General features: G+C 73.2%; 20 protein-coding genes. 5 read left to right on the forward strand and 15 right to left on the reverse strand.

Annotated features, from left to right (window positions below; genetic code table 11):
* Positions 1 to 54: 54 nt before the first annotated feature.
* Positions 55 to 837: a PH domain-containing protein gene (locus tag AB0M43_RS05370; RefSeq protein WP_363721393.1), complete on the reverse strand. Its 783-nt coding sequence runs from the start codon at positions 835 to 837 to the stop codon at positions 55 to 57.
* Positions 838 to 1,012: 175 nt separating this feature from the next.
* On the opposite strand from AB0M43_RS05370, the gene AB0M43_RS05375 reads away from it, so the two are divergent.
* Together AB0M43_RS05375 and AB0M43_RS05380 are read left to right on the forward strand one after the other, a co-directional pair.
* A complete protein-coding gene (locus AB0M43_RS05375) occupies positions 1,013 to 1,573 on the forward strand; it encodes a histidine phosphatase family protein (protein WP_363721394.1) in 561 nt (186 codons plus the stop codon).
* 117 nt (positions 1,574 to 1,690) lie between these two features.
* Positions 1,691 to 2,956, forward strand: coding sequence for an ionic transporter y4hA (locus tag AB0M43_RS05380; RefSeq protein ID WP_363721395.1), 1,266 nt, complete (start codon positions 1,691 to 1,693; stop codon positions 2,954 to 2,956).
* Positions 2,957 to 3,087: 131 nt separating this feature from the next.
* Here the strand turns inward: AB0M43_RS05380 and AB0M43_RS05385 are convergent, their stop codons facing one another.
* The 3 genes from AB0M43_RS05385 to AB0M43_RS05395 are packed head-to-tail and all read right to left on the reverse strand — an operon-like array spanning position 3,088 to position 7,300.
* Positions 3,088 to 4,047 carry a hypothetical protein gene (locus AB0M43_RS05385; protein WP_363721396.1) on the reverse strand — a complete coding sequence of 320 codons (960 nt, stop codon included), beginning with the start codon at positions 4,045 to 4,047 and terminating at the stop codon, positions 3,088 to 3,090.
* Positions 4,044 to 5,417 (reverse strand): MFS transporter, encoded by a 1,374-nt coding sequence (locus tag AB0M43_RS05390; RefSeq protein WP_363721397.1) that lies wholly within the window; start codon positions 5,415 to 5,417, stop codon positions 4,044 to 4,046. The genes AB0M43_RS05385 and AB0M43_RS05390 overlap by 4 nt, the downstream gene beginning before the upstream one ends.
* 14 nt (positions 5,418 to 5,431) lie before the next feature.
* Complete coding sequence (locus AB0M43_RS05395) at positions 5,432 to 7,300, reverse strand: proprotein convertase P-domain-containing protein (RefSeq protein WP_363721398.1); 1,869 nt, start codon at positions 7,298 to 7,300, stop codon at positions 5,432 to 5,434.
* 117 nt (positions 7,301 to 7,417) lie between these two features.
* Between AB0M43_RS05395 and AB0M43_RS05400 the strand changes: the two genes are divergently transcribed.
* Positions 7,418 to 8,329: a hypothetical protein gene (locus AB0M43_RS05400; RefSeq protein WP_363721399.1), complete on the forward strand. Its 912-nt coding sequence runs from the start codon at positions 7,418 to 7,420 to the stop codon at positions 8,327 to 8,329.
* Positions 8,330 to 8,380: 51 nt separating this feature from the next.
* Here the strand turns inward: AB0M43_RS05400 and AB0M43_RS05405 are convergent, their stop codons facing one another.
* The 9 genes from AB0M43_RS05405 to AB0M43_RS05445 all read right to left on the reverse strand — a co-directional run bounded on the left by AB0M43_RS05405 (position 8,381) and on the right by AB0M43_RS05445 (position 18,865).
* On the reverse strand, positions 8,381 to 9,367 hold the full coding sequence (locus tag AB0M43_RS05405; RefSeq protein ID WP_363721400.1) for a hypothetical protein: 987 nt from the start codon (positions 9,365 to 9,367) through the stop codon (positions 8,381 to 8,383).
* Between the two features lie 125 nt (positions 9,368 to 9,492).
* Positions 9,493 to 10,557 (reverse strand): serine hydrolase, encoded by a 1,065-nt coding sequence (locus AB0M43_RS05410; RefSeq protein WP_363721401.1) that lies wholly within the window; start codon positions 10,555 to 10,557, stop codon positions 9,493 to 9,495.
* Between the two features lie 153 nt (positions 10,558 to 10,710).
* The gene (locus AB0M43_RS05415) at positions 10,711 to 10,896 is read right to left on the reverse strand and encodes a PspC domain-containing protein (RefSeq protein ID WP_363721402.1); all 186 of its coding nucleotides are present in this window, start codon (positions 10,894 to 10,896) and stop codon (positions 10,711 to 10,713) included.
* Positions 10,897 to 11,017: 121 nt separating this feature from the next.
* Positions 11,018 to 11,758 (reverse strand): glyoxalase, encoded by a 741-nt coding sequence (locus AB0M43_RS05420; RefSeq protein WP_363721403.1) that lies wholly within the window; start codon positions 11,756 to 11,758, stop codon positions 11,018 to 11,020.
* A gap of 96 nt (positions 11,759 to 11,854) precedes the next feature.
* A complete protein-coding gene (locus AB0M43_RS05425) occupies positions 11,855 to 12,613 on the reverse strand; it encodes an MHYT domain-containing protein (RefSeq protein ID WP_363721405.1) in 759 nt (252 codons plus the stop codon).
* A 308-nt stretch (positions 12,614 to 12,921) separates the two neighbouring features.
* Positions 12,922 to 13,785: a bile acid:sodium symporter family protein gene (locus AB0M43_RS05430; RefSeq protein WP_363721407.1), complete on the reverse strand. Its 864-nt coding sequence runs from the start codon at positions 13,783 to 13,785 to the stop codon at positions 12,922 to 12,924.
* A complete protein-coding gene (locus AB0M43_RS05435; RefSeq protein WP_363721409.1) occupies positions 13,770 to 16,859 on the reverse strand; it encodes a BTAD domain-containing putative transcriptional regulator in 3,090 nt (1,029 codons plus the stop codon). Before AB0M43_RS05435 ends, AB0M43_RS05430 begins: the two co-directional genes overlap by 16 nt.
* Positions 16,860 to 16,949: 90 nt before the next feature.
* Positions 16,950 to 17,825, reverse strand: coding sequence for a peptidoglycan-binding protein (locus AB0M43_RS05440; protein WP_363721411.1), 876 nt, complete (start codon positions 17,823 to 17,825; stop codon positions 16,950 to 16,952).
* Between the two features lie 194 nt (positions 17,826 to 18,019).
* The gene (locus AB0M43_RS05445) at positions 18,020 to 18,865 is read right to left on the reverse strand and encodes an NAD(P)H-binding protein (RefSeq protein WP_363721413.1); all 846 of its coding nucleotides are present in this window, start codon (positions 18,863 to 18,865) and stop codon (positions 18,020 to 18,022) included.
* Positions 18,866 to 18,944: 79 nt separating this feature from the next.
* Between AB0M43_RS05445 and AB0M43_RS05450 the strand changes: the two genes are divergently transcribed.
* Positions 18,945 to 19,538 (forward strand): TetR/AcrR family transcriptional regulator, encoded by a 594-nt coding sequence (locus tag AB0M43_RS05450; RefSeq protein WP_363721415.1) that lies wholly within the window; start codon positions 18,945 to 18,947, stop codon positions 19,536 to 19,538.
* Positions 19,539 to 19,726: 188 nt separating this feature from the next.
* Here the strand turns inward: AB0M43_RS05450 and AB0M43_RS05455 are convergent, their stop codons facing one another.
* The gene (locus AB0M43_RS05455) at positions 19,727 to 21,067 is read right to left on the reverse strand and encodes an aspartate aminotransferase family protein (RefSeq protein WP_363721417.1); all 1,341 of its coding nucleotides are present in this window, start codon (positions 21,065 to 21,067) and stop codon (positions 19,727 to 19,729) included.
* Positions 21,068 to 21,183: 116 nt separating this feature from the next.
* Here AB0M43_RS05455 and AB0M43_RS05460 point away from each other — a divergent pair, with 116 nt between their 5' ends.
* Entirely contained in the window at positions 21,184 to 22,470 is a 1,287-nt protein-coding gene (locus AB0M43_RS05460; RefSeq protein ID WP_363721419.1) for a transposase, read from the forward strand.
* A gap of 13 nt (positions 22,471 to 22,483) precedes the next feature.
* Here the strand turns inward: AB0M43_RS05460 and AB0M43_RS05465 are convergent, their stop codons facing one another.
* Positions 22,484 to 22,942: an Lrp/AsnC family transcriptional regulator gene (locus AB0M43_RS05465; RefSeq protein ID WP_363721420.1), complete on the reverse strand. Its 459-nt coding sequence runs from the start codon at positions 22,940 to 22,942 to the stop codon at positions 22,484 to 22,486.
* Positions 22,943 to 23,015 lie beyond the last annotated feature (73 nt).

Raw genomic sequence — 23,015 nt, forward strand, 5'->3', positions numbered from 1 at the left:
GGGTGGCCGCGCCGAGCCTGGGCGCGGCCACCCCGGACACCCCGGCCCGACGGGCTACGCGGCGGGCGGCCACAGCAGCGTCGACCACCGCCCGGTCCGCCGGATCCGCTCGTCGCGGCGCGCCCAGGTCGCCGACAGCTCCCGGTGCAGCCGGTCGAGCTCCCCCGCCGTGCCGATCAGGTGCCGGTGGCCGGGCGCGCCCAGGTAGTGGCCGATCGCGTCGGAGGTGTAGCCCGGCCAGACGTCGAGCCGTTCGTCCGGGATCGACCACCAGCCCCGGCCGCGCACCTCGACCGACAGCCGGAACCGCACGGCGGTGATCTCGTCCCACGGGGTCCACCGGGTCCGCCACCAGGTCCGGAACTCGACACCGGTCGGGGTGAGCAGGACCCTCGGGCCCGGGCGGAGCAGTCCGACCAGCGCCACCAGTCCCGCCAGCGCGAACAGGACCAGCCACCCGGTTGCCACCCGGCGCCCGGATCCGACGGACAGGAGGCTGTACCAGGCGACCAGGGTCGGCGCCGCGAGCAGCCGCCGGGCGCGCGCGTAGCCGGCGGGCGGGGCGGCGAATCCGTCCCGGTGCGCGACGAGCCGCGCCGGTGGCCGTCCCCCGAACCACCTCCGGAACAGCCAGACGGCCACCGTGGCGACGGGGAAGAACATCAGGACCACGGGGTACGGCAGTTCCGGGTAGTCCGTTGCGGACCACACCGTCGTCCGCAGCGCCACGGCGACGAGGCCCGTCCCGAGCAGGGCGACGACGAGCAGCAGCTTGACGGGCTCCAGCCCCGGGGAGGCCACCCGGGTCAGGTCGGGCCGGGAGCGCAGCGGGTCCATGACGCACACGGTAGAGCCGGAAGGCCGCCGCGCGCTGCCCCGCGCGTACCCGTCGCCGTCCCTTTGCTCTGTCCTGTCAGGACAGTGGATGTCGGCGGCTCCGGGGACGCGCGTCGACCGGGCCGCCCACCGACCCCGCCGCACGCGGAGCGCACGGGCCAGGGATAGTGCCCGGATGAGCGATCATGTCCGGATCTTCTGCCTGCGGCACGCCGAGGCCGACACCACGTTCGGCGGCGGCGGCCGCGTCAACCCGGCCGCGCCGCTGACCCCGCGCGGCCGGGACCAGGCGGCCTCGGCGGCGGCGACCTTCCGGGGCGTCGCGGTCGACGGGGTCTACGACAGCACCGCGGTCCGGTCCCGCGACACCGCCGCCGCCGTCGCGCGCGTCGTCGGCGCCGACCCCGTCCCGATGCCCGGGCTGCTCGAAGCCGACGTGGACGCGGCGACCCTGCGCGCGTGGATCGTCGACCGCGACCTGTCCGCCCGCGCCGAGGACGGCGAGACCGGCGCCGACGTCGCCGCGCGGGTCACCGCCGCGCTCACCGCCATCGCCGACCGGCACCCGGGCGGGACCGTCGCCGTCGTCGGCCACGTCGCCAGCCTCACCGTCGGTCTCAGCGAGCTCTGCGGACTCGGCGGCACCGTGTGGGGCAGACCACTGCCGCACGCCGTCCCGTTCCTCGTCGAGCGGAGGGGCGACACCTGGACGTGTACCTCCTGGCCAGGCCCCTGACGCACCGGTCGTCGCCCGCGCAGGTCCGCCGGGCCGCGCTCCGGTACCCGTCGTCTGGTCTGTTCCTATTTTCGCCATATCCGCTCGTCGGCGCCGCCCGGCCTGTAGACCCCTTGTATGGGTACTTCCACATGGCGCGCCTCGCCGGCCACCATTGCCGCCGCGGCGTTCCCGGTCCTCGCGCTGATCCTGCTCGCCGTGACCTGGGGCCGGAAGCCGGGACCGGTACTGGTCGGCATCGTGGCGCTGGTCCTGGCCGGGGCGGTGCTGTCCGCCGTGCACCACGCCGAGGTCGTGGCGCACCGGGTCGGCGAGCCCTTCGGGTCCCTGGTGCTGGCGGTCGCCGTCACCGTGATCGAGGTGGCCCTGATCATCACCCTGATGATCTCCGGCGGCGAAGGGGCGTCCTCACTGGCCCGGGACACGGTGTTCGCCGCCGTGATGATCACCCTGAACGGCATCGTGGGGATCTCGCTGCTGACCGGGGCGCTGAAGTTCGGGGAGACCCTGTTCAACGCCGAGGGCAGCGGCGCGGCGCTCGCCACCGTCGCGTCCCTGGCCGGGCTGAGTCTCGTGCTCCCGACGTTCACCAACAGCCGGCCAGGGCCGGAGTTCTCCACCGGTCAGCTCGCGTTCGCCGCCGCCGCGTCCCTGGTGCTGTACGCGAGCTTCGTGGGCGCCCAGACCATCCGGCACCGGGACTTCTTCCTGCCCGTGACGCCGGACGGGCCCTGGGTCCGGACGCCGTCGCTCGCGGAGACCGAGGTGCGCGGCACCCCCGAGGCCGGAGGCTCCGGGACGCCGATCACGGCTTCCGACGGCTCCGTGGCACGCGGCGCGGTCGACCCCGGGGGCTCCGGGGCGCGCGGCGCGGTCGACCCCGGGAGCCCGGCGGCCGACGACGGGGAGCACGCGCCGCCGCCCACCCTCCGTGCCACGTGGACCAGCCTCGCGCTGCTCGTCGCCGCCCTCGTCGCCGTCGTCGGGCTCGCCAAGGTCGAGTCACCCGCCATCGAGTCGGCCGTGCGCGCCGTCGACTTCCCGCTGTCCTTCGTCGGCGTGGTGATCGCGCTGCTCGTCCTGGCGCCCGAGACCCTCGCCGCGCTGCGCGCCGCCCGGCGCAACCAGCTCCAGACCAGCCTCAACCTGGCGCTCGGCTCGGCGATGGCCAGCATCGGGCTGACGATTCCGGCGATCGCCGTCGCCATGCTGTGGCTCGACGGGCCGCTGCTCCTCGGTCTGGGGTCGACCCAGACCGTCCTGCTCACCCTGACCGTGGTGGTGAGCATCCTGACCGTCGTGCCCGGGCGGGCGACCCGGTTGCAGGGGGTCGTGCACCTGGTGCTGTTCGGCGCGTTCGTGTTCCTGTCGATCAACCCGTAGGGCCGGGCGGGCTGACGCGCTAGGGCTACGGGGCCGCGGGGGTGGACCCGACTCCGGTCGTCCGCCCACCGCCGATCGCGGGACCTGCGGCCCGCACCCGGCCCGGCCCGGCCCGGCCCGGTCAGGTCAGGTCAGGTCAGCGGGGCCGGGGAGGACGCGTCGGGCCGCACCAACCGGGGCGCGCCCGACCCGTCCGCCGGGACCGCGAACACCGCCGGGTGCCGGGCCCCCGCCGGGGTGGTCGCGTACCCGACCGTCGTCGGGTCGAACCACACCGCCTGGTCGTCGACGTTCGCCGTCTCCGCCAGGGCGACCTCCTGCCCGGAGGCCAGGTCCAGCACGTGCAGCCGCCACGCCCCGCCCGCGCCGCGCTTCTTGTACGCCACCCGGGTGCCGTCCGGCGACACCGCCGGGCACTCGGCGTTCTCGTGGATCGCGGTCAGGGTGCGGGTCCGCAGGTCGCCGCGCAGCAGCCAGGTGCGGCCGGCCGAACCGAGGGTCGCGTAGAACGTCCGGTCGTCGGCGGCGAAGGTCACGCCCCAGAAGTTGACGTCGGGCCTGTCGTAGGGGGCGCCGTCGACGGTGAGGGTGAAGTCCTCCAGGGAGCCGTACAACTTCCGGTCCGCCGTGTCGTAGATCCCGGCGGTGGTGGAGAACCGGCCGGGGTCGTAGGAGTCGCCGGACCGGAACACCGTCCACGCGACGAGGCGGCCCGACGCGGACACCCGGGCCCGGCTCGGGGTGCCGTCGACCCGGACCGTGCGGATCTTCGCCAGGTTCCGGTCGAGGAGCAGCGCCTCGAAGCCGGCGGGCACGGTGAGGGCGCGCAGGCAGATGGTGGTGCCGCCGGCGGAGTACATCCGCAGGCAGCGCAGGTCGCCGGTCGCGGCCTCCCCGCCGGGGGCCACCTGGCCGACCCGGCGGTCGCCGGCCGCCTCGTCCACGTAGAGCAGGGTGCCGGACCGGGCCGGGTCCAGTCCTCCGGTGGCCGCGCTGGCCGGGCGCTGCCGCCACACGGTCCAGCCGACGTAGCCGGCCCCGGCGAGCAGGACGACGGCGATGGTGCAGATTCCGGCGAGCCGGCGGTTCATGCGTACTCCCTGTCGGTGGTTCTGTGGACGACGGCGCTGGCGACGGTCGCGACCAGCAGGGCGGCGGCGAACACCGTGAACGCGGGCCGCAGCGCCCAGCCCTGGGCGAGCGCCCCGAACGCGACGGCGGCGGCCATCCGGGCGAGGGCCTGTCCGGTCTGGACGAGCGCGAGGCCGGTGGAGCGCAGTTCCGGGGGCAGCAGCGCGCCGACGTGGGCCATCAGGACGCCGTCGGTGGCCGCGTAGTACAGGCCGTGCAGGCCGAGGACCACGGGCAGCAGCGCCCAGCCGGTGAGGGGGCCGGCGAGCAGGGCGTACCCGGCCACGAGCAGGGCCTGGCCGGCGAGGAACACCCGCCAGCGGCCCAGCCGGTCGGCGAGCCGGCCCACCGGGATCGCGGCGAGCAGGAACGTCGCGGCGGTGCCCAGCGGCATGAGCGACAGGGCGTTGCCGCCGATCCCGCTGCGTTCGGCGAGGGTGACGAACAGGAAGGCGTCCCCGGCGGTGGCCAGGCCCAGCAGCAGGGCGCAGCCGGCGACCCGGCGCAGCGCGACGTTCCGGAGCAGCGCCAGGCTGCCGCGCAGGGTGACCCGGGGGCGGGCCGGGGCGCCCCCGCGCCGGGCCGCCGGGTCTCCCTGGCCGGCCCCGGGCCGGGCAACCGCCGGCACTCCCCCGTCGGCTCCGGGCCAGGTCACCGCGGGGTCTCCCGCACCGGTCCCGGGCGGGGCCATCGTCACCGGGGCCGGCGGGTCGACCCGGACGAAGAAGAACAGGATCAGCACGCCGATCAGCGCGAGGCAGAAGCTGGTGCCGAACACCGCGTCGTAGGCGCTGCCGATCCCGGCGAGCAGCGCGAACGCGAGCAACGGCCCGAGCAGCGCCCCGGCCGTGTCCAGCGCCCGGTGCACGCCGAACGCCCGACCCAGCGCCGCCCGGGGCGAGGCCGCCGTGATCATGGCGTCGCGGGGCGCGGTCCGGATGCCCTTGCCGGCCCGGTCGGCGGCGAGCAGGCCGCCGATCCCGGCCACCGAGCCGCCCACCAGCGGGAAGCCTAGCTTGGTGACGGCGGACAGCCCGTAGCCGAACAGGGCGACCGCCCGGGGCCGGGCCGTGCGGTCGGCGAGGTGGCCGCCGGCCAGGCGGAGGACGGCCGTCGCGCCCGTGTACAGGCCGTCGAGGACGCCGAACTGGAGGTAGCCGATGCCGAGGCCGTAGAGCAGGTACACGGGCAGGAACGCGGCCACGAGCTCCGAGGACGCGTCGGTGAAGAAACTGACCAGCCCGAGCCCCACCACGGTGCCCGACACACGCGCGGGGCCGGCGCCCCCCGGGGTGGTGGGGGACGCCGACCTGCTTGTCGCGAGGTACAAGGAACTCTCTCCTGCTAGGGCAGCGTGATGCGCCAGTTGTTGATCCGGCCGACGTCCGAGGCCGCGGTGTCGCGCGCCCGCAGGATCCAGGTGCCGTTGGCCGTCTCGCTGGCGGCGTCCACGGTGTAGGTGGCGACCACGTTGTCGCCGCTGTCACTGTCCGAACTCTTCAACCGGTACGCCGTGCCGTCGGGTGCGATCAGGTCCAGCTGCAGGTCGCCCCGGTAGGGGTGGGTGATGTCGACGCTGACCGACACGGCTGTCGAGGCCTGGCCGGGCACGCCGGTGACCGCGATCGGGCTGTCCACGGTCCCGTTGTCCGGGATCGGGTACGCCGTGGCGTTGGTGAACGTCTGCCGCCCGCCGCCGGCCGTGCGCACGTCGTCGATCTGCGCCTCGACCAGGCTGGCCCCGCTCGCGTCGGCGGCCTCGACGAGCAGCCGGACGTTCTGCCCGACGAACGCGCTCAGGTCCGCCGCGCCGGTCTGCCAGACCCCGTCGGTGTCGGTGGCGCTGGCCTGTTTCTCGAACACCGTGGTGGTGCTCGCACCGACGACCCGGACCCGCAGGTAGTCGCTGGACGACGCGTTGGAGCCGTACGCGAAGTTGTAGCGGAACGACAGGTTCGACGTCGCCGCGGTCACGGCGAACTGGGGCGAGCGGATGGAGCTGACCCCGCCGTCGAGGTCGTTCGCCCCGGAGGACGCCCCGGCGAGTCTGCCGGTCACCAGGGAGTTCGAGCCGCTCGTGGTGGTGCCGAGCTGCTTGGCCCCGTTGTCGGTGGTCGCCTCGGGGTCGCCGCGCTCCCACCTGCCGGCCGTGGCGGTGTCGGAACCGGCCGGGTTGACGGTCCAGCCCTTGTCGGTCTCGAAGTCGTCGGTGAACCCGACGCCCGGCGTACCCGTCGGAGTGGGGGTCGGGGTGGGGGTGGGGGTGGGACTCGGGCTGGCCGTCGGCGTCGGGGTGGAACCGGTCGCCTTGTGGCAGGTGCCCTCCCCCGAGTCGGTGAACGTCCGCCCCTCCACCGGCACGAAGTCGTACCGGAACCCGGTCGGCTTCAGGGTCAGCTTCACCACGCCGAGGGTCGAGTCGTTGCCGACCTCGAAGTTGGGCGCGGTCTGGTTGAAGCTGTACAGGCCGCGCCCGCCGGTGCCGACGAGCAGCTGGCGCAGCCCGTTGGCGGTGTCGAGGGTGCCGTCGGGCTTCATCGGCGCGAACCGCTGGTAGTTGTGGTCGTGGCCGGCGAGGACCAGGTCGGCCTTGGCGTCGTACAGCGCCTGCCACAGCGGCTGCGGCTTGGTGCTGGTCCCGTGGTCGCCCCGGCTGAACCGGGGGTGGTGCATGTACGCGGCGGTGCACTTCTTCGTGTTGGCCGCCAGGTCGGCGCGCAGCCACTGCTCCTGGGCCGAGCCGGCCGTGACCGCGATGTTCGTGTTCAGCGCGATGAAGTGCCAGTCGCCGAGGTTGTAGCTGTAGTAGCCCTTGCCCCGTTCACCGGCCCGGCCGTTGGCCTGCCCGACGCCGTTGTAGTAGTCGAAGTAGCCCGACGCGTTGGACGTCTGGTACTCGTGGTTGCCCACCGACGGGTACGTGATCGACTTGAACTTCCCCCAGTAGGGGTCGTAGGAGTTGTTGTACTCGCTGAGCGTGCCGTCCTCGTAGGCGTTGTCGCCCAGGGTGATCACCGCGGCCGGGTTCATCGCGGTGGCCAGGTCGGCCGTCTGGTCGCAGGACGTGCCGCACAGGTCACCCACCACCGTGACCACGAGGTCCGCGGCCGGCGCCGCCGTCGGGGCGGTCTGGGCCCCGGCGGTGCCCGCGACGACGACCGCCCCACCGAGCAGCACTGCCGTGGCCGCGGCCACGACGTGTCTGGCTCTCATCGTTTCACCTCTCGTCAGAATTGCGGATCGATGGCCCTGTCTACCCGCAGGTCACTAAGCTGCGGGGCAGCCGACTGCCAATGGCACGAATGTGCACCGGGACGAAGGGAACCCACGATGGGTACGGAGGCTCTCGCCGCCGACCTCCGCCTGCTCGGACTCGCCCCGGCCGACGCCGACGCCTACGTCGCACTGCTCAGAACGGATAACGACCCCCCGACGGGTACGGATACCCGGCTGCTCGACCTCGGCCTGGCCAACCGGGTCGCCCAGCACCTGGAGCCGGTACCGCCCGCCGTGGCCCTGGACCTGCTCACCCACCGCCGCGAGGCCGAACTGGCCGGCGCGCGGATCGCGGTCCGCAACGCGTACGCCGCCGGGCCCCAGGCCGACGGCTGCGGCACGGTCGAGGTGCTCTCCGGCCCGGTGATGCGCGCCCGGATCAAGGACGCCGAACGTAACGCGGTCCGCCTGGTCCGGATGCTGGACTCCCCGCCGCACTACGCCGCGTCCACCCCCAACCGGGAACAGCTGGCGAACCTGGACCGCGGCGTCGACTACCAGGTGGTGTACGCGGCGGCGTCCCTGACCCTGCCCGGCTACCTGGCCGGCAACATCATCCCGGCCGCCGAGCACGGCGAACGGGCCCGGATGCTCGACGCGCTGCCGGTGAAGGTGTCCATCTTCGACGACGAGGTGGCCTACGTCGGCCACACGTTGCAGGACACCGCCGCGATGCGGTCGATGACCCGGGTCGGACCGGGCAGCCTGCTGACGGGCCTGATCGGTCTGGTCGAACAGTGCTGGGCGCTCGGGCTGGCGTTCTACCGCGGCGACAGCCCGCTGCGGGCCGACGAGCGCCGGCTGCTGGCCCTGCTGGTCGCCGACGCCAGCGACGAGCGGATCGCCGCCGAGCTCGGCGTCGGCCGGCGGACCCTGTACCACCGGCTGGAGGTGCTGATGACCAGGGCCGGGGCGGCGAACCGGTTCCAGTTGGCGGTCGCGGCGGTGGACCTCGGCTGGCTCTAGGCCCGGGTCCGCTCCCGGCCGGCTCCGGCCGGCGGCCAGCCCCGGCCGGCTCTAGCCCAGCCAGCCCGCGCGGCGGGCGTACATCGCCAGCTGGACCCGGTTCGCCGCGCCCGCCCGGGTCATCAGCGCGCCGAGCCGCCGGTAGAAGGTCCGCCGGCTCAGGCCCAGGTCCCGGATCACGTGCTCGTCGGTCGCGCCCGCCGCCAGGAGTGCCAGCAGCCTGCGCTCGGCGGGCGGCGGGCCGCACCGGTCCGGGGTGGTGGCCGCCGGGTACAGCGGGGCGGCGGTGCGCCAGGTCAGCTCGAACAGCCCGGCCAGCGCCGACAGCAGCCCCGACGGCCGGACCATCAGCAGCACCGGACTGGACTCCGCTGGGCGCGCCGACGGCGACAGCAGCGCCAGCCGGTCGTCGACCAGGGTCAGCTTCACCGGCAGGGCGGGCGCCTGGCGGGCCTGTTCCCCGGCGGCCACGCACGGGGCGATGTTGCCGTCCAGGTAGCCCGGGCGGGCGAGCGACCCGGCCGCGTACACCACCCGGTAGCGGATACCGGTGGCCAGCTGGTCCAGTTCCACGGTGTTGGCGACGTCGGGGAAGAAGTACGGCGGGGTGTCGAAGCGGCGGATCTCGGCGGTGGCGCTGCGTTCGACCTGCCGGATCCGTTGCCGGATCGCCTCCCCCGCGACCTCCTCCACCACCCCGTCGGCCGGGTGCGCGTGCCGCGACCGGCGGAACTCCTCGTACGCGGCCAGCACCGTCGACCGGGCCCGGTGGATCGCGGCCTGCCGGCGGCCGGCGAGGATCTCCAGGCCCACGTCCGGCGGCACGGCGACCAGCCGGTCCCCCGACAGCGGGTCGACCGTGGCCAGGCCGAGGTCGACGAGGCTGTGCAGTGCCGGGTCCCCGGGGGCGCCGGGGTCGCGGGGGCCGGGGTCGCGGGCCAGGAGGAGGCGTTCGTAGGCCGCGCACTCGGCCGGGTCGAGACCCAGCAGTTCCAGGTGCCCGGCCAGGTCCGCGCCGATCGTCGCCCCGACTGTCACTTCGCCTCCTCCGGGTCCCGGTCGACCGGATGCAAGGCGACCACAGACCGACCGCCGGGTCAATGCCGCGGGCCGGTCCCCCGTTCCCGGGCGGTGCCCCCGCCGGGCACGGGGACCGTTGCGGGTCAGGCGCGGTCGGCGGCCTCGAAGTGGTCGACCACCACGCGGGCGATCCGGCCGATCCGGTCCTCCTCCCGCTGGTAGTCGCCCGCGAGGTCGTTGGCGAACACCGCGATGGCGATGGGACCCGAGGCCGCGTACACGACGCCGATGTCGTTGGCGTCGAAGGGCGGGTAGTCGCCGGTCTTGTGCGCGACGGGCTCGTCGAGCAGGCCCGGCAGGCGGCGTTCGCCCAGCTGCTGTTCCCGCAGGGCGGCGAGCATCTCGGCGCAGCCGGCGGCCGACGCGGCGGTCCCGCGCTCGATCGACTCCAGCAGCCGGACGGCCTCGCGCGGCGTCATCTGTCCGAAGCACGTGGGCAGGCCGCGCTCCTTCGCCAGCGCGCGGACCTCGTCGAGCGGACGGGCCACGAGGGCCGCGATCTGGTCCTCGATCCCCCGCTGCCACTCCGGGGTCATGCCCGCCCACCCGGGATCGCCGTGGCCGAGCGCGTAGGCCTGCGCGCCGGTGAGCGCCGCGTGCCCCGGGTCCGCCAGCACGTACGGGAACCGGGCGGCGTCCAGCACGCTCTGGGCGAAGCGGGTGTGGGCGTACCCCGAGTCGGCGAGCCAGGCGTTGAGCGCGTCGGGGCCGCCGACCCGGGCGAGCAGCAGATCGGTGGCGGTGTTGTCGCTGGCCAGGAGCATCATGGTCACCAGGTCGCGGACGGTGACCTCCGCGCCCGGCTGGAGGTAGCGCAGGAAACCGGAGCCGCCGACGATGTCGGACCGGGTCAGCCGGACCCGCTCGTCCAGGTCGAGCAGCCCGGCGTCGGCGAGCTGGTACGCGCGGACGGCCACCGTCACCTTGATGACGCTCTGGGTCTCGAAGACCACGTCGGGGCGGACCGAGGCCTCCTCGCCCGTGGTCAGGTGCTTGACGTGGATCCCCACGCCGAGCGGCTTGCCGTCGCGCACCGTCTCCAGTTCGACCACTCCGGCGGGGGCCGTGGGGTCCGGGGGCTCCTGGAGCGTGAACCGTGCGGCTTCGGCTTCCAGCAGGGCGGTGAGCCCACTCGCGTCAGTACCCATCAGAGGTCTGCCTTTTCCACGCAACGGGCAGCGGTGCCCGGCCCAGGAGCGGCGGTCGCCGCGGTCCGCCACAGTGTCACCGAGGCGGGCACCCGCGACAACGCATTTACCGCCGTGCGCCCCGTGGTCCGCGCGACCACGGGGCGGGTCGGGCTAGTGGTCCCGGCTCGGCATGATGATCCACAGCGCGATGTAGATCAGGAACTGCGGACCCGGCAGCAGGCAGGACAGGAGGAACAGGAGCCGGACGGTGTTCGGGCTCATCCCGAACCGGTCGGCCAGCCCGGCGCACACACCGGCGATCACGCGATTACGGGGCCTGCTCATCGTCTTCGTCATGCCCTCAACGATCCGTCACGGCCGGCCCACCCGCATCGGGAACAACCCCGATCTTGACCCTTAGCGGGCAGGTCAGGGGTCCGACGCCCGAAACCCCCCGACCCTTCGACGGGTACGGCTGTCAGGCGCCGTCCCGCCACAGCGCCATCCCCTCGACGACGGTCAGCTCCTCGGAGACCCGTCGCCGCTCCGGTCCGGTGAGCGCGATCGCCCGCAGTTGCTCCAGCAGCGGCTCGATCCGCTCGGGTTCGCCGAGGGCGGTCGCCACCTCGATCAGGGCGGCCAGGGCCAGCGCCCGGTCCACCGCCGGGGCTTTCTCGCCGTGCCGGCGCAGCCCGGAGGTGAGGGTCCGGTACGCGGCCCGGTCGTCGTTCTTGAACTCGCGGAGGATCCGGGCGCTGTCGAGGACCCGGGCGAGCCCGTCGAGCTCCTTGGACCCGCCGTACTCCAGTTCCATCGGCTCGTCGCGCTGGATGAACAGGACGCTGTTGCCCGAGGGGTCGACCAGCGTGAACCGGCTCGCGCCGGGCCGGTACCGGGTGATCCTCGGCTGCCCCGTGGCCAGCACCTTGCCGTGGGCCGCGCGCATGGCGGCGGTGAAGGCGGCGTGGTACGGGGCGACCGCGTCGACCATCACCAGGCAGCAGCCGCCGGCCTCCTTCGCCGGGTCCAGGTCCTTCGGTGCCCCCGTGAAGTGCAGGTGGAAACCGCTCATGCTCAGCGCGAGATACACGTAGGGCTTCGCCTGCCGGTACGTCACCGCGAAGCCGAGCATCTCGTAGAACGCGACGGTGTCGTCCACCGACACGCACGGCAGCATCGGGATGGTCGTCTCGTTCGCCTGGATGGTCGCCTCAGTCACTGGTCCGCGCCTCTCGATCCGTGGCCCCTCGATCGTTCGACGCCATTGTGACCGGGTTCGCGGATTTCCGCCTATGCGACAGGATCCGTCGATGCGTCAGGCGACCCGGGTCGGTTCGGGCTTCGTGGCCGGCTTGCGGTTCTGGTCGAGGGGTACGAAGAGCAGGCCGAACAGGGTGCAGCCCACGATCGCCACGATCGGCGCGATGAACACGAACCGGTTGACCCCGCCGGAGACCTCGGCGGCCCGGTGCAGGTGCACCTGGATCCCGAACATCCCGGTGTAGTGCATGCCGACCACGGCCAGGCCCATGATCAGGGCGGCGCCCGCCATCGAGGCCCAGCGCTGGATCTTCAGGGTGAACCACAGGGCCACGGTGGACGCTGCCACGGCGATCACGACCGAGGCCACGTAGTACGCCGGGTCGTAGCTGACCGTGCCGCCCATCCGCATCGCCGCCATGCCCGTGTAGTGCATCGCGGCGACGCCGAGGCCGGTGAACACACCGCCGAGCAGGATCCGCCAGACCGACGCGTCGCCGAAGCCCACGATGAACAGGCCGATGCCCACGGACAGGACGGCGATCAGCGCGCTCCCGGCCGTCACGGCGGGGTCGTAGCGCAGGTCCGTGCCCGGGACGTCGAAGCCGACGATCGCGGTGAAATGCATCGTCCAGATCCCGCAACAGCCGATGGAGAAGGCGCCCGCGACGAGCCACCACTGCCGGCCGGCCATGGACGGGTGATGGCGCGCATTGGACGTGCAGACCAGTCCGATACCGCAACCGAATACCGCGATCACGTATGCCGCGACGGGGGTGACCCACCCGAGCGCGAACTGCTGCACCTCGGCCATGACACTCCGATTCACCACGCGGTTAGCTGTCCTAAAAGTAGAACATCAAGTGGCGTGACCTGCCAGTTTGACCCCGGCGGAACAGGCGGCGGGACTGGGCGTCTCGTGCGGATTCAGTATGACGAACGGGAGAATTCCACCAGTGTGCCGTTAAGCACAGTCGGAATGCGCGGGGCCTTTATCGGGTGCGCCGGCATTGGGTACCCGGCGTATGTTTCGCGCTTTTCCGCGGCACGGAATCCGCGCACGGATCGCATTCCGATATTCACCGAGAGGTAATACCGCCGGCGCTATTCGTTCTTTTCCCCTTAGATTGCCCGGGTCGCACGGGACCGGACCAGGTAGCCGAACCCGGCGGCCGTGAAGAACATGATCAGGCTGTACACCGCCGCCGGGACGGCCATCTCCGTGTTGTGCAGCAGGGTCGTCGCGATGACGATGGCCAGCGTTCCGTTGTGGATGCCGATCTCCATCGCGGCGGCCACCGACTCCGACCGCCCCACCCCGGCCAGCGTCGGCGCGTAGTAGCCGACGGCCAGGCTGACCAGGTTGAACGCCAGCGCCGCCGCGCCGGCGACCGCGAAGTACCCGGCGATGTTGTCCCTCTCCTTCAGGATCGCCCCGGCGATCACCAGCACGAGCACCACCACCGAGAAGATCCGCACCGGCCCGCGCATCCGCTCGGCGAACGCGGGCGCCCGGCTCCGCACCAGCATGCCCACGGCCACCGGCACCAGCACGATCGCGAACACCTGCACGACCTTGTCGAACTGCAGGCCGATCTGGTCGGCGTCGCGCACGAAGTACCCCAGCGCGAGGTTGACCACGACCGGCAGCGTGAACACGGCCAGGACCGAGTTCACAGCCGTCAGGGTCACGTTCAGCGCGACGTTGCCGCCGAACAGGTGGCTGTAGAGGTTCGCCGTGGTGCCGCCGGGCGAGGCGGCCAGCAGCAGCATGCCCACGGCGAGGAACGGCGGCAGGTCGAACGCGAGGACGATGCCCAGGCAGACCAGTGGCAGCACGAGCATCTGGCAGACCAGGGCCACGAGGACCGCCCGGGGGAAGACCAGCACCCGGCGGAAGTCCGCGACGGACAGCGTGAGGCCCAGGCCCAGCATGACGATCCCGAGGGCCACGGGCAGGAGCACCTGCGTCAGTACCGAATCCATGTCTGTGGATTGTCCTCGCCACCGACCGGCGCACTATCCGCTGAACGCTCGCTTGACGCCGGGGCCGGCGCGACCGGGACGCCCCGTTCCGCCAGCCACGCCGCCACCTCGTGCCGGGCCGGGGAGTCGATCGCCACGTACAGGTCGAGCGCCTCGCGGCCGGCCGCGCGGGCCTCCTCGTGGTCGCCCAGATCCCAACAGGCCCCGGCCAGCTGGAACAACGCCGACGCCTGCGAGCCGGGACGGCTCGAGGAACGCGCCACGGCGGCGGCGTCGGCGAACCACCGGCCGGCGTGCTCCGAGCCGGCCAGCCGCGACGCGATCCGCCCCGAGAGCATGAGGGCGAACTGCAGCACCGGCTGGATCCGCAGCGCCCGCGCCGCCGACAGGGCCTGGTCAGCCTCCGACCGGGCGGCGTCGAGGTCACCGGCGATCAGCCGCTCCCTGGCCAGCCCGGTGCGCGCGACGCACAGGCCGACCATGTCCCCGGTCTCGGCGAGGATCGCCAGCCCCCGCCGGTACAGGGCCTCCGCCTCGCCGTCGGGGTCGTGCTGGACCAGCGAGGACGCCAGCGCGGTCAGGGCGTTGCCCTCGCCGGTCCGGTCCCCCGTGGCCTCCAGCACGGCCAGCGCGCGCCGGTAGGCGGCCCGGGCGGCCGGGAGGTCCCGCCCCAGTTCCAGGAGGAGATGGCCCTGGGTGAGGTACGCCCAGCCGAGTTGCGCGTGCCGGGGTCCGACCGTCAGGCGGGCCAGGGCCCACTCGACGGCCGCCGCCGCCGGCCGGACCTCGCCCTGGGCCCGCCAGGACACGCTCAGCTGCATCGCCGCCGTCGCGGCCCGGCGCGCGTCCCCGCGACGCGCGAAGACCCGCCGGGCCCGGCGCAGGAGTCGGCGCGCGGGGAGGAACTGCCCCTGGTTCTGGCGCACGATGCCGAGGCCCAGCAGCAGGTCGCCGTACCCGTCCCCGGTCTCGTCGAGGGCGGCCAGCATCCGTTCGGCGGCGGGGATCCACTCGTCGACGCCGTGGTCCAGCATCGCGCAGTTCGTCATCGCGGTGACCAGTCGCCAGGCGAGGTCCGTCCAGCCGCGTTCGGCGGCGTCCCGGGCCGCCGCCAGCAACAGGGTGGACTCCGCGGCGAACCACGGCCGACCCGCCCCGGCGGGCCCCGGGGCCTCCGGGGACGCCGGGGTCGGGTAGAGGCGGACGGGCAGCGCGGCGTCGGCGCTCAGCGCGAGGTCGAGCAGGGTCCCGTACGCGCGGCGGAGGGCGGTGACGTCGTCGTCGTCCACCTGTTCGCGGGCGTAGAGCTGCACGAGGTCGTGCAGCCGGAACCGGTGGGCGTCCTCCGCCGCGCTGACCAGCGACACCTCCGCCAGGCCGTCCAACACCCGTTCGGCGACCCGGAGCGGAACCCCCAGGAGCGCCGCGGCGGTCCACGGCGCGCACTCGGTGACGGGCAGCATGCCCATCCGGCGCAGGAGGACGGCCGACGGCTGGTCGAGCCGGCCGACGCTCAGGGCGAGGACCGCCCGGACGTCGCGGTCGCCGACCGTCAGCTCGTCCAGTCTGGACCTGCGGTCGGCGAGCCGGGCGGCCATCCGGGACAGCGGGCCCGCGCCGCGCCGGGCGAGCCTGCCGCCCACGATCCGCACCGCCAACGGCAGCCGTCCGCACAGTTCGACCAGGTCCCGGGCCGCGTCCGGCTCGGCCGCGATCCGGTCCCCGCCGGCGAACGCGGCCAGCAGGTCGACAGCGGCTGCGGCGGGCAGCACGGTCAGCTCGACGACATGGACGTCGTCCAGGCCCGCGAGCAGCCGGCGGCTGGTCACCAGCAGGCCGCACCGACCGCCGGGCGGAACCAGCGGGCGGACCTGCCGCTCGTCGGCGGCGTTGTCCAGCACCAGCAGCAGGTCGCTCGCGGTGAGCCGGGTGCGGTACAGGCCGGCGCGCGCCTGCCGGTCCTCCGGGATCGCGGAACCCGGAAGTCCGAGGCACCGCAGGACCGAGCCCATGACCTGGTGGGAGTCGGGCGGGTCTGGGTCGGTGCCCCGGAGGTCCACGAAGAGGCAGCCGTCGGCGTACCGGTCCTGCGCCTCGTGCGCCACCCGGACGGCCAGGGTCGTCTTCCCGACGCCGCCCATCCCCGCGACGCACACCGTCGCCGCACCCGCGAGCAGCCGGGAGATCTCGGCGACCTCCGCCGCGCGGCCGGTGAAGGCGGCGACGTCGGCGGGCAGTTGCCGGGGCGGCCCGGGGTGGGGGTCCGCGCCGGCCGGCGGTTCCGGACCGTCCCCGCGCAGGGCCGGCCGTTCCGGACCGTCTCCGCGCAGGGTCGGCGGTTCAGCCCCGTCCCCGCGCAGGATGGTCAGCTGGAGGCGTTGCAGTTCCGGGCTCGGTTCGATCCCCAGTTCGTCGGCGAGGATCCGCCGGCCGTCCTGGTAGCGGAGCAGCGCCTCGGCCTGCCTCCCGGACCGGTACAGGGCCAGCATCAACTGGCCCCGGAGGCGCTCGCGCAACGGATGCTCCAGCACCAGCGCGCTCAATTCGGCCACCGCGTCGTGGTGCGACCCCAGTGCGAGCTGGACGTCGACGCGGTCCTCCACCGCCGCCAGGCGCTGCTCCGTCAGGTGCACGACGGTCTCGCGCAGCACGGCCAGGTTGGCCAGGTCGTCGAGGGCCGGCCCGCGCCAGAGCGCCAGTCCCCGGGCCAGCAGGTCCTGTCCGGTTCTCAGGTCGTCGCGGGCCACGGCCCGCCCGCCCTGCCGGACCAGGGCCCGGAAGACGTCGGCGTCCAGTTCGCCGTCGTGGACCACCAGTTCGTAGCCGTGCGGGTGCCGGACGACGCGGGTCTCGCCGATCGTCCGGCGCAGCTGGTGGACGTAGACGTGCAGGTTCTTGCCGGCGGTCCTCGGCGGGGCGGAGTCCCAGATCGCGTCGAGCAGGGTGTCGACGGCGACCGCCCGGTTGGGCTGGCACAGCAACGTCGCCACCAGGATCCGCAGGTTGCGGGCGCCCAAGACCACCGGCCGCGTGTCGTCGGACACCCGCAGGGGCCCGAGGATCCCGAAACGCACGACCTGCCTCCCACGGGGGTCGGCGACCCGTCCGCGCCGGCCGGGCAACCCTACGTGCCCGGGGCCGCGCCCCGCTGTCCGCCAACACCGCTAGGCGCGTTGGGACTTCTCCCACCAGGTGAACGGCGCCCGGTACGCCGTCGGGGTGTCGTCCGGCGCGTGGCTGGCCAGGCCGTTGCGCCCGAAGTAGTAGTCGTGGACCTGGCGCTGGGCCGGGGCCGACAGCTCCGGGTCGCTCACCGCGACGGCGTGGACGTGGAACGGAAAACCCTGTTCGGGGGTACGCAGCCACGCCGCGAAGCCGATCGTGCGCAACGCCAGCACCAGCCGCCAGCGCTGGGTCGTCGACAGCCCCGCCACGGAGATGTCGACGACCCCGCCGCCGTCGTGCGTACCCGCCGAGGTCGGGTCCTCCGTGGTGTAGGAGCCCTGGCTGAGCGTGACGCCCCACGGCAGGATGGCGTCGGCGGCGGCGAGCATCGTGGCGGTGCGGGTGTTGACCTGCCGGCCGCCGTACTCGTCGGTCCGGGAGCCGGCGCGCACCGGCCTGGTCACCGTGTAGCGGGTCTCGCCGAGCCTGGTCAGCGAGGTGACGCCGGGGAGGCCGTTCGCGTCGATCCCGGAGTAGCCGAGGTGGCGCTGCCAGGCCGCGTAGGCCGAGACCGTCGAGGAGCCGTAGTGCCCGTCCACGGCGGACGCCGCGAGCAGGCCCTTGGTGTTCAGGGCCTGCTCGACGGCGAGCACGTGGGCCTTGGCGCCCGGGGTCAGGCCGGTGTCCGGCTTGGGCGGGTCGAGCTGGGCGGCCAGGAGGACGAGTTCCATGTCGACCACGGGGAGGGCCGTGGCGGCCGTGGCGGGTGCGGCTCCGGCCGCCGGGGCGGGTGCCGCTCCGAGGGGGACGGCGGCGATCGTCGCGGCGGTGAGCGCGGCCCGGGTCAGCAGCCAGCGCCTGGTGGGAAGCTCCATCGTGTCGCTCCGTCCTCCGTGGGGGTGGAGGTCCAGCCTGGCCGGGCTTCCTCCAGCCGGGCTCCAGGTCGGCTCCAGACCCACGGCGCCGACGCGGGGTCCGGGCGGCACGCGGGACCGCCGGACGCCCCGGCCGTCCGCCCGCTGTCGTGCCGCCCCGCCAGGTACCCCCGCTGGGTTTTCGAGGGTGTGGGTCAGCGGAAGGCCGGCAGGTTGCGGGTGACCCAGTCGGCGAAGGGCCCGGCCGGGCGCCCGAGGACGGTGGCCACGTCGGGGCTGACGACCCGCTCGGCCGGCAGCGGCACGCCGAGGACGTCGAGGGTGCCGCCGATGACCTCCTCGGGCATGAACCGCGCCAGGTGCGCGTGGGCCTCGGCCCGGGACAGCTCCACGAACGCGACCTCCTCCCCCAGCGCCCCGGCGAGCACCTCGGCCTGCCGGCGTGGGCTGACCGCCTCCGGGCCGGTCAGCTCGTAGACGCGGCCGGCGTGGCCGGGCCCGGTCAGCGCGGCGGCGGCGACCTCGGCGATGTCGGCCGGGTCGACGACGGGCAGGGCCACGTCCGCGAACGGGGCGAGAACCACGCGTCGGGTCCGCACCGACTCGGCCCAGGCGAACGCGTTGGACGCGAACCCGGCCGGGCGCAGGATCGTGTGGTCCACCCCGGACCCGCGCACCGCCGCCTCGAACCGGCGGAGCCGGTGGTGCGAAGGGGCGTCCGGCCGGGTGGCGCTGACCTGGGAGGAGACCAGGACGACCCGCTTGACCCCGGCGTCGACGGCCGCGTCCAGCAGGGCGGCGGGGTGCTCGCCGTGGCCGTTGAGCTCGCCGCCCAGCAGGAGGAAGAGCGCGTCGGCGCCGTCGAGGACCGGCCGCATGCTGGCGGCGGAGCCGAGGTCGGCCACCGCGTGCCGGACCCCGGCCGCGGATCCCGCGGGCTGTGGGCGGCGTGAGACCGCGACGACCTCCTCGCCGGCCCCGGCCAGCAGCGGCACCAGGGTCCGTCCGATGTTGCCGGTGGCTCCCGTTACTACGATCATCGTGTACTCCAAGTGAGTTAGTTGCCTGACTCAAAAGAAGGTAGCACAGCCCTCCCGGGCGTTGTCTATAGTTGGTTGGGTGACTAACTCAGTACCGACGCGGGCCGTCCGGGCGGCCGACAAGCGCCGCCGGCTCACCGCGGCGGCGGCCCAGGTCCTGCACGAGCGGGGCGTCGAACGCACCACGCTCGCCGACATCGCCAGCGCGGCGGAGGTACCCGTCGGGAACGTCTACTACTACTTCAAGACCAAGGACGACCTGGTCCGCGCCGCGCTGTCCGAGCACACCGCGCACCTCGACGACCTCACCGGCCGCCTAGACCAGCTGCCCGACCCGCTCGACCGGCTCCGGGCCCTCGTCGAGGCCTGGGTGGGCCAACGCGACCTCGCCGCCCGGTACGGCTGCCCGACCGGCACCCTGGCCGCCGAACTCGACAAGCGCGCGGACGGCACCCTCGACGCCGAGGCCGCGGTGGTGATCCGGCGGCTCCTCGACTGGGCGGCGGACCAGTTCCGCGCGGCAGGGCTGCCCGATCCGGACGGGCTCGCCCTGACGCTGGTGGCCGGGTACCAGGGCATGTCGTTGCTGGCCAACGCGCTGCGGGATCCGGGGGTGATGGAGCGCGAGGGCGCGCGGCTGCTCGACTGGCTGAGCTCACTCGGGGCGCGGTAGACCAGCCGCCGGGACTCCGGACCCGGCCGCGCGTCCATCAGGTTCTCGGGGAGTCGGGTCCGCCCGCGCCTCCCTCGGCTCCCCGGGGCAGTCGGGCCCGCGTCCGCCCCGCGCGGACCCCCGACCCGGAGGCCCGGCGACACGGGTCTGACCCCGGCCCACCAGGACCGGGGTCAGAGCTTCGCGCCTCAGAGCATCGTGCCGGCCTCGGTGAGCACCGACCGCAACACCCCTTCGATCTCGTCGAAGTGGGTCTGGTCGCAGATCAGCGGCGGGGACAGCTGGATCACCGGGTCGCCCCGGTCGTCGGCCCGGCAGTAGAGCCCGGCCTCGAACAGCGCCTTGGACAGGAACCCGCGCAGCAGCCGCTCGGACTCGTCGTCGTCGAACGTCTCCCGGGTGACCTTGTCCTTGACCAGCTCGATCCCGTAGAAGTACCCGTCGCCGCGGACCTCGCCCACGATCGGGAGGTCGTTGAGGCGCTCCAGGGTGGACCGGAACGCGCCCTCGTTGCGCCGGACGTGGCCGAGGACGTCCTCGCGCTCGAAGATCTCCAGGTTGGCCAGCGCGACGGCCGCCGAGACGGGGTGCCCGCCGAAGGTGATGCCGTGGTAGAAGGTCGCGTCGCCCTTCAGGAACGGCTCGGCCAGCCGGTCCGAGGCGATCATGGCGCCGAGCGGGGCGTACCCGGAGGTCATGCCCTTGGCGCACGTGATGATGTCCGGCTGGTAGCCGTAGCGGGTGGCGCCGAAGTACTCCCCCAGCCGGCCGAACGCGCAGATCACCTCGTCGGACACGAGCAGCACGTCGTGCTCGTCGCAGATCTCACGGAGCCGGGCGAAGTAGCCGGGCGGCGGCGGGTAGCAGCCGCCGGAGTTCTGCACCGGCTCGACGAACACCGCCGCGACCGTGTCGGCGCCCTCCCGTTCGATGGCCCGACCGATCTCCTCGGCGGCCCACCGGCCGAACGCGACCGGGTCGTCTCCGTGCACGGGCGCGCGGTAGTAGTTGGCGTTGGAGGCCTTGATCGCGCCGGGTACCAGCGGCTCGAAGTCGCTCTTGATCCCCGGCAGGCCGGTGATGGACAGCGCGCCCATCGACGTGCCGTGGTAGGCGATGTAGCGGCTGACGACCTTGTGCTTGTTCGGCCGGCCGGTCTTCTTGTAGTACGCGCGGGCCAGCTTCCACGCGGACTCCACGGCCTCGGAGCCGCTGGTGGTGAAGAAGACCTGGTTCAGGTCACCGGGCGCCAGCGACGCGATCTTCTCCGCGAGCCGCAGGGCCATCGGGTGCGCGTAGGACCAGATCGGGAAGTACGCCAGCTCGGCCATCTGCTTGGCCGCCGCGTCGGCGAGCTCCTGGCGGCCGTGGCCGATCTGCACGGCGAACAGGCCGGCCAGGCCGTCGAGGTAGCGGCGGCCCTTGTCGTCGTAGACGTAGGCGCCCTCGCCGCGCACCATCGTCGGCACGGGGGCGTCGACGTAGGACGATCGGCGGGTGAAGTGCATCCAGAGGTTGTCAGTGGTCATCGGTACTCCTTCGGAAGGTCTCGGCCTTCAGGCCGGAGGGGAATCAAAGCTCACGTGTCCGCCAGAGGACGACCATGGATGTCGTACCCGGCCTGTACGGTCCAATCTGTGGATGTGTGGGCACGTTGCTGACCGGGCGCAGGTACCGGCTCGCGCCCACGCCCGAACAGGCCGGCGCACTGGAGCAGTGGGCGGGTGCGTGCCGGTCGGTGTGGAACACAGGCCTGCACCAGCGCCGGGAATACCGGCGTCGGGGCGCTTGGATCAGCTACGTGGAGCAGGCCCGGCAGATGGCCGACGCCAAGACGGAGTTTCCGTGGCTGACCGAGCCGCCCGCCGATGTGTTACAGCAGACGTTGATGGACCTCGACCGGGCCTGCCGAGACCGGGGAACACGGGCGGCGCGCTGGCGGGGCCGGTCCCGCTGGGCCCCGTCCATGCGAATGCCCCAGCGCGGGAACTCCCATCTGGTCGAACGGCTCGGACGCAAGGTCGGCCGGGTGAAACTCCCGAAACTCGGCTGGGTCGCGTTCCGCTGGTCGAGGCCGCCCGGTGGGACCGTCCGTTCCGCGACGGTGTCGTATACGGCCGGACAGTGGTGGGTGTCCCTGCTGGTCGAGGACGGGCAGACCACACCCGGTAAGCACGACCGCCCTGACACGGCGGTCGGCGTGGACCGAGGTGTAGTGGTCGCCGTCGCCACCTCCGATGGCCGGCTCGCCGACCGCGGGTTCACCACGCCTGGCGAACAGCGCCGGATGCTCGCCCTGCAACGTAGGGCATCGCGGCAGGAACGCCATCGCCGTGCCCACGCCGCGAAGACGTCCCAACGGGCGAAGAACACCCGAGCCCAACTCGGCAGGATGTGGGCCCGCATCCGGGACCGGCGGGCCGACTTCTGCCACCAACTTGCCCACGACCTGTGCGCCGACAACGCACTCGTCGGGATCGAGGCCCTGCGCATCACGAACATGACAGCTTCGGCCGCCGGCACCATCGAACGACCCGGCCGGAACGTCGCCCAGAAGTCGGGCCTGAATCGGGCCATCCTCACCAAAGGCTGGGGACAGTTCGAACTGGCCCTGCGCAACCAGGCACGACGCACCGGCACCACGGTGCTGAGAGTAGACCCCGCGTACACGTCGCGGACCTGCAACGCCTGCGGGCACAACACCCCGGACAACCGCGAGAGCCAAGCGGTGTTCCGGTGCGTAGCCTGCGGACTTCAGGCCCACGCCGACGTCAACGCGGCATGTAACATCCTCGCCCGCGCGTTGCGGGCGACCGGGCGGGACGGACACAGCCCCCCGGTGAACAACGGGCGTATCAGTCACCAGGGACCTCCTTTCGTGCCGCGCCAACCACCAGCCCGAGCTGAAGGCTCGGCGGAGTCCCCGCCCTAGGGCGGGGAGGATGTCAACGGGTGCCCCAGGCATAGGTTTGTTTGGTCAGCTTGAGATAGACGAACGTTTCGGTGGCGGTGACCCCGGGGACGGTGCGGATCGCGTCGTTGAGCAGGGTCAACAGGTGCTCGTCGTCGGCGCAGACGAGTTCGACCAGCAGGTCGTAGCCGCCGGCGCAGATGACGACGTAGTCCACTTCGGGGATCAGCGCGATGGTGTCGGCGGCGGCCTTCAGATCGCCGGTCACCTTGATGCCGATCATCACCTGGCGGGCGAAGCCCAGGGTCAGCGGATCGGTGACGGCGACGATCTGCATGACGTTGGTGTCGAGCATCCGCTGCACGCGTTGGCGGACCGCGGCCTCGGACAGCCCGACCAGTTTGGCCAGCGCCGCGTACGACGTCCGGCCGTCCTTCTGGAGGAGTTCGACGAGGCGCTTGTTCACGTCATCGAGTACGAGGTTCTCGGTCACAACTAAATCCTATACGTCAGCGGGTATTTGGCAAGTGATTCCGTAGTCAATATATGATCTGACAACGGAAAAC

This window comes from Longispora sp. NPDC051575 (genome assembly GCF_040681875.1).
In the GTDB taxonomy this organism is placed as follows: Bacteria; Actinomycetota; Actinomycetes; order Mycobacteriales; family Micromonosporaceae; genus Longispora.